Consider the following 7,494-nt stretch of genomic DNA (forward strand, 5'->3'; position numbering starts at 1 on the left):
GACGCCGATATGGGCGGTTTTGCCACCAAAGATGGGTCCATCCGTTACCGTCTGTACGGCACGGTCAATGGTCAGCACACCCAGCTGTCGCGCACCGGCAGTCGCCGCTTCTCAATCAGCCCTTCGGTCACCTTTGGCGGTAACGGCCCGGACACCTTCACCCTGCTGGGCAACTACCAGTACGATCCCGAGGCCGGCACCTATGGCGGTGTACCGCTGCAAGGCTCGCTCAAGCCCGCGCCTTTTGGCGGCTATCTGCCGCGCAATTTCTATGACGGCGATGCCCGCTTCGAGAAATTCAACCGCAAGCATGGCGGCATCACCTATATCTATAATCACCGGTTTGACAGCGACTGGAATTTCTCGACACGCGGCCGCTATGACGACATCAAGACGCAATATCGCAGCGTCTATAATGCGGGATACTGGGACAGCGACAGCATGCTGCCGCGCTATGGGTTTGGCACCACCGAGCACACGCGCAATCTGGCATTTGACAGCAATGTGCATGGTAAGCTGCGCACGGGGCCGCTCACGCACATGATCATGGCGGGGTTCGACTATCAGCAACAATGGGCCAATGAAACGGCGGGGCAGAGTGCGGCCCCGGATCTGAATGTTTTCGCCCCGAATTACGATATGGGCATCAACCCACTTGAAACCTATGCGCGCTACAAGGTGAACTCACACCAGATCGGCGTTTACGGTCAGGATGAGATTCATTGGGGCGGTCTGGTGCTGACGGGCAGCATCCGCAATGACTGGTTCCGCTCACGCCAGATCGAGTATCTGTCGGACTCGAATACGAAGCAGAGTCCCAGCCAGATCACCTGGCGTGCAGCCGGGCTCTATCACTTCAAGTTCGGCCTCGCGCCCTATATCAGCTACGCAACATCCTTCCAGCCCCAGACAGGTGTCGTTTCCAATGACGGGGGCAAGACGCAAAGCCAAGCAAGCCCCTCGATCGGCAAGCAGCTTGAGGGCGGTCTGAAATACCAGTTGCCCGGAACGCCTATCCTGCTGACCGCGGCAGGCTTTCACATCGAGCAGACCAATGTGCTCGTCTCTGTGCCCGGAACGGTTTACAGCGTACAGAACGGCCTTGTGCATTCCGATGGCTTCGAATTCGAGGCTCATATCGATAACTGGCATAACTGGACCGTCGACGCGGCTGTCAGCGTACAGCGCGTGAAGGATGACTCGACCGGAAAGCCGCTCATCCAGTCCGGGCGCGGCAATGCATCGCTCTTCGGTTTCTACACCATCCCCAAGGGGCGCTTCAAATCGCTCGGCCTCGGGGCCGGCATGCGCTACTCGGCTTCGGCCTATGGCGGCGAAGCCAGCTATGGCAGCGTGAAGGTGCCGCAATATGCGCTGTTCGATGCCTCGCTGCGCTACGATCTGGCGAACGTCTCGAAATCGCTCAAGGGTTGGACAGTCGGTGCCAGCGTGCGCAATCTGTTCGACAAGAACTACGTGACCAATTGTCTGGCCTACGCGTCTTACGGGCAGGAGTTCTGCTATTACGGCGAGCGCCGCAACGCGCAGGGCACAATCGGTTTCGCCTGGTGAAAAGCGCAATATCGGGCCGTCGGACGGCCCGGTTGTTCACATGAAAAACCCCGGAGCGCAGGAGCGCTCCGGGGTTTTCTGATTGTTGGGGTGTCGTCCGTTCAGGGGAGACGCGACAGGCGCTCCGTCAGCACCTGATAGAATCCATCTGAATCCACATCCCGCATATACAGCGCATTGGCAGGGCGTCCCGTCACGCTCCAGTAATCGACAACAGTCTGACCGGATGAGAGCGCACTTTGTGTCTCGACCTCGACATTGACGAGGCGGCCCTGAAACAGATCGGGGCGCAGCAGCCACATGATCGTGCAGGGGTCATGCAACGGCGCGCCGGGCCAGCCATATTTTTCGAGATCGAAGCGCTCTGAAAAGCCGAGCATACCGCCCACACAGCGCCCGGCCTCATTGCCGATGGCGCGGATGCGCCCAAGTCGTGAAGGGGTTGTCAGCACCTGATGGGTAATATCGAGCGGGAGCATGACCACCGGCACACCAGAGCCCAGAACAATGGCTGCGGCTTCCGGGTCGACATAGGCATTGAATTCGGCATTGGGGGTGATGTTCCCCCCTTCAAAACAGGCGCCCAGCATGGACACGACGCGGTTGATGCGCGGTGCGATATCGGGAGCCTTCTGCAACGCTGTCGCCAGATTGGTCATCGGGCCCAGTGTCACGATGGTCAGGCTGCCTTCCGGCTCGCGGCGCAGCGTTTCGATCAGGAAATCCACCGCATGGGGTGAGTCAGCTTGTTTTGTCGGTGCAGGCAGGTCTGCCCCATCAAGCCCGCTCTCGCCGTGCACATGATCGGCCCGGACGGGAGGGCGCTTCATGGGCAGGTCGTATCCGCTATGCAGCGGAATATCGGCGCGGCCAGCCAGTTCGAGAATGGCGGCGGCATTGCGTGTGGTGTTGGCAATGCCGCTATTGCCGCCCACTGTCAGAATCGCCTCGACCGTAATGTCCTCGGGCGAGGCCAGCGCCAGAAGTATGGCAACGGCGTCGTCCTGTCCGGGGTCGGTATCGATGATGATCCGTGTGGGCGTCATGGGTTTACTCCTTGCCGGCTTCCTCGGCTTCGGGGCCCTTGATCCAGGCTTCCACCGTGCCGGAAACCTTGATGGTCATCGGGTTGCCCTTGCGGTCGAGCGTCTTGCCGACAGCCAGACGCACCCAGCCTTCGCTGATGCAGTATTCCTGCACATTGGTACGTTCTTCGCCATTGAAGCGGATACCGATCCCCTTTTCGAGCAGGGCCTCGTCATAAAACGGGCTGCCCGGTGTGGCGCTCAGACGGTCTGGCATGGTGTCGCTCATGGGAATTCCTCCGGTTTGGCGCGTGTTCCAGTTCTTGTCATGGGACATAGCCCGAGTTCCGGCTCGCGCAAAGCGCCGGAACGCAAAACGGGCGCGGGGGTGTGCACCCTCGCGCCCGTTTGCGGCTGTTTTAGGGCCTGAGGGGTTGTTGCCTCAGGCTGTTTTCAGGCGTTCGGCTCAGCCAAGCGTGGGCATGACGAAATCTGCACCCTGACGAATGCCTGTCGGCCAGCGCGAGGTGACAGCCTTGTACTTGGTGAAGAAGCGCACACCCTCGGCGCCATGCATGTGGTGATCGCCAAACAGCGAAGCCTTCCAGCCGCCGAAGGAATGGAACGCCATGGGTACAGGGATGGGTACGTTCACGCCGACCATGCCAGCCTGCACGCGATGGGTGAAGGCACGGGCGCTATCGCCATCACGGGTGAAGATGGCGGTGCCATTGCCGAATTCATGGTCGTTGACCAGCTTCAGCGCGGTCTCGAAATCGGGCACGCGCACGACAGCCAGAACGGGGCCAAAGATCTCCTCGCGATAGAGGCGCATCTCCGGTGTCACATGATCGAACAGCGACCCGCCAAGGAAGAAGCCTTCCGGGTTCTGCGTCGATTTGAAATCGCGGCCATCGACCAGCAGCTTGGCACCTTCCTCAGCCCCGAGCGTGACGTAGGAAGCTACCTTGTCGCGATGGACTCTGGTGACCAGCGGGCCCATTTCGGTCGCGTCATCCGTGCCATTGCCGATTTTCAGCGCCTTGACCTTGGGGATCAGCTTGTCGACCAGCGCATCGGCCACAGGGCCAACAGCCACGGCCACGGAAATGGCCATGCAGCGTTCGCCTGCCGAGCCATAGGCCGCGCCCATCAGGGCATCGACGGTCTTGTCGAGGTCGCAATCAGGCATGATGACGGCATGGTTCTTGGCACCGCCCAGAGCCTGAACGCGCTTTCCGTGGGCTACACCGGTCTCGTGGATGTAGCGGGCGATGGGGGTGGAGCCCACAAAGCTGATCGCCTGCACATCCGGGTGCTTGAGCAGGGCATCCACGACGGTCTTGTCACCATGCACCACCTGGAACACGCCATCAGGCAGACCGGCCTCTTTCAGCAGATCGGCCAGAACGAGCGACGCGGAAGGGTCGCGCTCGGAAGGTTTGAGAATGAAGCAGTTACCGCAGGCGAGCGCCATCGGTGCCATCCAGAGCGGCACCATGACCGGAAAGTTGAAGGGCGTGATTCCTGCCACAACCCCGAGTGGCTGGCGCATCGACCAGGCATCGATGCCGCGTCCCACCTGTTCGGTAAATTCACCCTTGAGCAGTTCAGGGGCGCCGGTTGCGAATTCCACCACTTCCATGCCGCGCGTCACTTCGCCCAGCGCGTCTGACAGGACCTTGCCATGCTCCGAGGTGATGACCGCCGCCAGATCGCGCGCGTGCTTCTCGATCAGATCACGAAAGCGGAACAGCACACGGGCACGGGCCAGAGGGGTGGTTTGTGACCATGCGGGAAAGGCGGCCCTGGCGGCAGCAACGGCATCATCGACGTCGCGCGTGTCACCCAGAGCGAGCTGCGCCGTCACCTTGCCTGTGGCAGGGTTGAAGACCTCTCCGCGCTGGGCGCCGTGACCCTCGGTACGGGACCCGTTGATGTAATGCTGAATCAGACTGCTCATGAACGTCTTCCTCTTCCTTGCGGCCTTGTGACGCGCCCTTATGGACCCGCTCCCCTCATCCGCCTTATAGCATCGGCCCAGCCACGCGAATTTCAACTCCCGCGTGAGGCCGCTTTCCTGACCTGTATCGAAATTAATATTCTCTTTTGTCGTTGGAAAAGAAAAATAATTCTATTTCCTGATGATCAGGGTCACGTTCCGGTGAGTGGCAGCCAGAGGCATGGCAGGGGCATTGCGGCGGTAAGGAGCCCTCTGCCGCTCCGATAGATGGGCTTGCTGCTGTTTCGCCCGTCTCGGCGGTCTGCGGGATGACACTGCGCCGCAATGGTCAGAAAGCGACGTGGGCTCGGATCAGCTTGGCGGCTCTCTTTCAGAACATCTGCGGCCGGACCGCGCCCGGGTCGGTCCTGTCAAATCTCCGCCCGTCCACCGGGCATCTTCTGCCTCTGGTTACATCGAACCAGCAGGAGCGACCATGAAGTCGCCCTGATTCCCCATCATGGGAACGTCCCGGGGAGCCGAACCGGCCTGTGAGCGCTGCGTTTGCCGTATGCGGTTCCCTGACCCGGCCCCAAATGGCCCCCATCGCATGCGGGGTGTTTTTGGCTCGCTGGGCTGTCGGGGCTTGCCCCCGCGCGACACTCCTGAGACTTTCCATCCCTCGTTACCCCTAGATCGAAGAGGTCTGATGCGTTCTGTCCTTGCCATGATGGCTGTTTCCGCCCTGACCCTGACCGCCTGCGCGATGGATGCCGATGAGGATGCCGAATCGCGCTATGCCCCCGTCGCTGCCGGGCAGGCCATCAAGCTCGAACAGAAAAATGCGCCCATTCCCGGCACGGCTTATCGCATGGCCTATCGCAGCACCGATGCGCATAACCCGACGCATCTGGTGGCGGTTTCGGCTGAGGTCATGGTCCCGCGCGGCACACCGCCCGCAGGTGGCTGGCCTGTCGTGGCCTGGGCTCACGGCACAAGCGGGATCGGCCTTACCTGTGCGCCTTCCATCATGGGGATTGGCGGCCCGCAGGCAAGCTTTTACGGAAGCTGGCTGCGTCGGGGCTATGCCGTTGTCGCTACCGATTATCCGGGTCTGGGCGAGCCAGGGGCAGCGCTTTACCTGAATGCCAAATCAGAAGGCATGGCTGTGCTGGACTCGGTTCGTGCAGCGCGTCGCCGCTTCTCTGCGCTGAGCGGCCATGTCGTCTTGCTGGGGCATGATCAGGGTGCGCAGGCTGTGCTTGCAGCCTCGGCGCTGGCAAAATCCTATGCACCGAGCCTGCAGATCAAGGGTACGATCGCGCTTGGCGCACCGTATTTCGATGGCGATTCAGGCCATATCCTGACCCAGGCTCATGGGGCCCGTCGCTTTGCCCCGGGCGTGGTTTATGGCCTGCTGCTTGGGGCGTCGCTTGGGGCTGCGGATCCCTCTTTCGACCCATCCAGCGCCTTCAAGCCCCGTGCCCTGCCGCTGTACCGCAAGGCCAGCGAACTCTGCCGTGGCGATTTCTTTGGGGCTGTCGAACATGCGGGCCTGACGCCTGACAACACTTTCCAGCCAGATGCCGAAAACGCGCTGGCTCCGGCACTGCAATGGGCGCGTTATCCTTCGCTCAAGCTGCCTTCACCCGTCATGCTCGGGATTGCCACCAGTGACACGCAGGTGCCCCCCGCCCAGCAGGAGAAGCTGAAGCAGGCGCTATGCTCTGCCGGAACGGTTGTGAGTGTGCACCACTATCGTGTGGAACATTCACCGCTCCTGAACGCGGCCGAGAGTGAAGCACAGGCTTTCGCCGATCGCAGCCTGCAAGGCGATGCGATTTCATCCGATTGTCAGTGAGACAGGGGTTTCCGAGGCGCCGTCTTGATTTACCCAAAGAGCAGGTATCCATCGGAGTCCGGATTTTATGACAGGTTGTTCGTGTAAAGCTTGCTTTCCACCCCAAAATGAGGAATATGGAAAGTATGCTTTACATGGAGAAACGTATGTTCAGGCCCAGACAGTACGGGATCGAGCTTGGCGCGGCATTGTTGCTGTATCTTTTCCTGCTCCTCACGTCAGGTGCGCTGGAGCATCTGCTTCGCCCCACAGGGACGCTTCTTTTCGCTTTGAGCATGGCGCCCACGCTTGGAGCCGTGGCCGTGGCATGGGTTATCATGCGAGCACTGCGGCGCATGGATGAACTTCAGCGTCGCGTTCAGTTCGACGCCATAGCGACGGCTTTTCTTGGCACGGCCCTCATCACCATAGGATGGGGCTTCGCTGAAAACGCTGGTGCCCCTCATATTCGCGCCTTCGCCATCTGGCCGCTTATGGCGCTTCTGTGGCTCGCAGGCATGGTCGTTGCTTGCCGGAGATACCGGTGAAAAACCGCATGCGCGATCTGCGTCTGGCTCAGGGCCTCAGCCAGAATGCGCTGGCCGAGGCGTTGGGCGTCTCGCGGCAGACCATCAATGCGATTGAGAACGAGCGTTACGACCCGAGCCTGCCTCTGGCGTTCGCCATTGCGAAAATCTTCGATCTGAGCATCGAAGCCATTTTTACCCCGTAGGCAGAACGGGATGAAAGGGGCGAGCCCCTTTCCGGGGGATGGGGCAGCGCCCCGTGAACCCTTACTCCACGAAAACGCTTGCCGGATAACCCTGAGCGAACAGATGGGCACGCAGGGTCGAGTGATTGACCTGCATGTCGATCATCTGGCGCACTTTTGGCTTGCCCTTATAGGCAATGCCCAGACCGGCGACGGCGAGCATGGGCAGGTCGTTGGTGCCATCGCCTGTCGTCAGGGCTGCCGAAGCCTTCACGCCGCGCTCTTCAAGGAGGCGGCTCAGATGCTCTTCCTTGCTGTTCGGCCCCAGCACGGGGGCAGCGAGCTTGCCTGTAAACACGTCATCCACGATGTCGAATTCATTGCCGTAATGCTCGTCAAAGCC

General features: G+C 60.7%; 8 protein-coding genes. 4 read left to right on the forward strand and 4 right to left on the reverse strand.

The annotated features are described in order from the left end of the window. A partial coding sequence (locus P792_RS33420; RefSeq protein ID WP_035440616.1) for a TonB-dependent siderophore receptor occupies positions 1 to 1,572 on the forward strand: 1,572 nt, incomplete at its 5' end. Between the two features lie 101 nt (positions 1,573 to 1,673). On the opposite strand, the gene P792_RS33425 is transcribed toward P792_RS33420, so the two are convergent. The 3 genes from P792_RS33425 to P792_RS33435 all read right to left on the reverse strand — a co-directional run bounded on the left by P792_RS33425 (position 1,674) and on the right by P792_RS33435 (position 4,560). Further along, positions 1,674 to 2,618 carry a nucleoside hydrolase gene (locus tag P792_RS33425; RefSeq protein WP_023979698.1) on the reverse strand — a complete coding sequence of 315 codons (945 nt, stop codon included), beginning with the start codon at positions 2,616 to 2,618 and terminating at the stop codon, positions 1,674 to 1,676. 4 nt (positions 2,619 to 2,622) lie between these two features. Next, complete coding sequence (locus P792_RS33430) at positions 2,623 to 2,886, reverse strand: DUF3297 family protein (RefSeq protein ID WP_023979699.1); 264 nt, start codon at positions 2,884 to 2,886, stop codon at positions 2,623 to 2,625. A gap of 177 nt (positions 2,887 to 3,063) precedes the next feature. Next, a complete protein-coding gene (locus tag P792_RS33435; protein ID WP_023979700.1) occupies positions 3,064 to 4,560 on the reverse strand; it encodes a CoA-acylating methylmalonate-semialdehyde dehydrogenase in 1,497 nt (498 codons plus the stop codon). 688 nt (positions 4,561 to 5,248) lie between these two features. On the opposite strand from P792_RS33435, the gene P792_RS33440 reads away from it, so the two are divergent. From P792_RS33440 to P792_RS33445, 3 genes are all read left to right on the forward strand, one after another. Further along, complete coding sequence (locus tag P792_RS33440) at positions 5,249 to 6,400, forward strand: alpha/beta fold hydrolase (RefSeq protein WP_023979701.1); 1,152 nt, start codon at positions 5,249 to 5,251, stop codon at positions 6,398 to 6,400. A gap of 146 nt (positions 6,401 to 6,546) precedes the next feature. After that, positions 6,547 to 6,927 carry a hypothetical protein gene (locus tag P792_RS0120025; protein WP_031241454.1) on the forward strand — a complete coding sequence of 127 codons (381 nt, stop codon included), beginning with the start codon at positions 6,547 to 6,549 and terminating at the stop codon, positions 6,925 to 6,927. Then, complete coding sequence (locus P792_RS33445) at positions 6,924 to 7,112, forward strand: helix-turn-helix transcriptional regulator (protein WP_023979703.1); 189 nt, start codon at positions 6,924 to 6,926, stop codon at positions 7,110 to 7,112. The genes P792_RS0120025 and P792_RS33445 overlap by 4 nt, the downstream gene beginning before the upstream one ends. Before the next feature lie 61 nt (positions 7,113 to 7,173). On the opposite strand, the gene P792_RS39250 is transcribed toward P792_RS33445, so the two are convergent. Continuing rightward, positions 7,174 to 7,494: HAD family phosphatase (locus P792_RS39250; protein ID WP_035440619.1), on the reverse strand; the 321-nt coding region annotated here is incomplete at its 5' end.

This window comes from Asaia sp. SF2.1 (genome assembly GCF_000505765.1).
Taxonomy (GTDB): domain Bacteria; phylum Pseudomonadota; class Alphaproteobacteria; order Acetobacterales; family Acetobacteraceae; genus Asaia; species Asaia bogorensis.